The organism is Rhodococcus sp. P14 (assembly GCF_000256505.1).
Lineage (GTDB): Bacteria > Actinomycetota > Actinomycetes > Mycobacteriales > Mycobacteriaceae > Rhodococcus > Rhodococcus ruber.
On record NZ_AJFC01000222.1, the window covers coordinates 1 to 1,894 of the forward strand.

At 71.9% G+C, this 1,894-nt stretch carries 3 protein-coding genes; 2 read left to right on the top strand and 1 reads right to left on the bottom strand.

The window, feature by feature from the left end; genetic code table 11:
- The first annotated feature begins 54 nt into the window (after positions 1–54).
- Both OEY_RS0115605 and OEY_RS0115610 read left to right on the top strand, forming a co-directional pair.
- Positions 55–396 (top strand): VanZ family protein, encoded by a 342-nt coding sequence (locus tag OEY_RS0115605; protein ID WP_010594787.1) that lies wholly within the window; start codon positions 55–57, stop codon positions 394–396.
- A gap of 102 nt (positions 397–498) precedes the next feature.
- Entirely contained in the window at positions 499–894 is a 396-nt protein-coding gene (locus OEY_RS0115610) for an MmcQ/YjbR family DNA-binding protein (RefSeq protein WP_010594788.1), read from the top strand.
- Positions 895–925: 31 nt separating this feature from the next.
- Here OEY_RS0115610 and OEY_RS0115615 read toward each other — a convergent pair whose 3' ends face one another.
- Positions 926–1,750 carry a tyrosine-protein phosphatase gene (locus tag OEY_RS0115615; protein WP_010594789.1) on the bottom strand — a complete coding sequence of 275 codons (825 nt, stop codon included), beginning with the start codon at positions 1,748–1,750 and terminating at the stop codon, positions 926–928.
- Between the last annotated feature and the right edge of the window lie 144 nt (positions 1,751–1,894).

Here is a 1,894-nt window from a genome sequence, read left to right on the forward strand (position 1 = left end):
GGCCGTGCGACGGTTCGCCGAGGGCGCCTGGGGCATGACGGTCACCGAACGTCCATGACCGCCCGGTTCGCGCCGGTGACGCTCACGCTCGTGGTCGTCACCGTGCTGCTCATGCTGCCGGGCGATACGACCCCGTCCGGCTTCCCGCACGCCGACAAGATCACGCACGCGCTGATGTTCGCGGTGCTCGCGTACGCCTCCCGCTTCGCCCGGATCCCGCCCGCCACGACCGTCGCCTGGCTCGCCGTGTACGCGGCGCTCACCGAGGTCCTCCAGGCCGCCGTCGCGGTGCGCCGGTCGGGGTCGGTGTGGGACTGGTGCGCGGACCTGGCCGGGGCGCTGCTCGGCATCGCGCTGTACGCCGCGGTGCGTCGTCGTTCCCGCGCACGGACGTAGGCGCCCGCGACCGCCGGGACGACTTCCCCGCCGCCCGGGACGTCGCGAACAGCGAGAACGGACGCCGGTCGTGGTGTCGCCGCCGGACGGTACGCTGCGCGTATGCCGCATCCCGTCATGTTCGACGAGGCCGATCCGCTGCTGACACGGATACGTGGGCTGGCGCTGACCTTCCCGGGTGCCGCCGAGAAGATCTCGCACGGCAGGCCGTTCTTCTACACGAGGACTGCGTTCGCCGTGTACGGCGGGTCCGTCAAGGCCACGGGCGTGCAGTTCCCGCGATCGCTGATCGTCAAACCGGACGCCGCCGAGCGCGAGGCCCTGCTCGGGCAGCCCCACACCTACGACCCGGCGTACCTCGGTCCGTCGGGGTGGATCGGGTTCGATCTGGAGCGGGCCGACGTCGACTGGGACGAGATCGCCGAGTTGCTCGACATGTCGTTCCGGGTCACGGCGCCGGCGAGGCTGGTGCGCGAGTGGGACGGTCGCGTCGGATGATCCGGGTCGCGCGGTAGCGTCGGTCCGGATCTCACCCGAGCAGAGCCTGCCCGAGTCGGTCCCGATCGGCGGTCGTGAGCCCCAATCCGTCGTCGAGGTACCGGTCGAACGACCCGAATTCGTCCTCGGCCGTCGCGAACGCCACCTCGAGGTACTCGGCGCGGACGCCGAGAACGGATTCGAGGTCCGCACGCTCGACTCCCTTCGCGGTGAGCGCGGCGAGAATCGGTTCGAACGCCGGCAGCAGCATCTCGTTGGTCCGCAGGTAGTCCTCGAACACCGAGTCGCGATCCACACCGAGCGCCAGCAGCAGCACGGCTGCGGCCCAGCCGGTGCGGTCCTTGCCGGTGGTGCAGTGCACGAGAACCGGGGTCCCGTCCTCGACGAGCAGCGAGCGCAGCAGCGTCCGGTACGCCGCCCGGGCGCTCGGCAGCAGCACGAAGTCGCGATAGCTGCCCCGCAGGTACTCGGCGCCACGGCCGTCCCCGAGAACCTCCCGGGCGAACGCGGCGTCGGTCAGCAACTCCTTCATGTGTGCGGCGATCGAACCGTGCTCACGATCGGCGAGCACGTCGAGCGGCACATGCCGGACGCCGGCCGGCACCCGGTCGGGCGCCGCCTCCCGTTCCGCGGCCGTTCGCAGATCCACGACCGTCGTCAGCCCCAGTCCTTCGAGTGCGCGCGCATCCGCGTCGGTGACCCGGCTCAGGTCGGTCGAGCGGTACACCACGCCCCAGCGCACCGACGCGCCGTCCCCGGTGGTCCACCCGCCGAGGTCGCGCAGGTTGGGGATCGACTTCGGTTCGAGCCCGGGCCCCGGCGTTCGGGCAGGGCTACCGGCGGCGGAGTCCGACATGGGCCCACCCTAACGGGGTGGGTTCACGCTGTCGTGACCGTGCCACCGGCGTCGCGCGGCCGGGGAACTCCGGCAGCCCGGTGACGGTGTCCGTGTGTGCCCCCTCGTCGACCGATCGATCGACACGGGTACCGGCTGGGCCGG

Excerpts from the sequence above, each read along its gene's own strand:
- OEY_RS0115610 (WP_010594788.1), top strand. The coding sequence starts at position 499 with ATGCCGCATCCCGTCATGTTCGACGAGGCCGATCCGCTGCTGACACGG.
- OEY_RS0115605 (WP_010594787.1), top strand. The coding sequence starts at position 55 with ATGACCGCCCGGTTCGCGCCGGTGACGCTCACGCTCGTGGTCGTCACC.
- OEY_RS0115615 (WP_010594789.1), bottom strand. The coding sequence starts at position 1,750 with ATGTCGGACTCCGCCGCCGGTAGCCCTGCCCGAACGCCGGGGCCCGGG.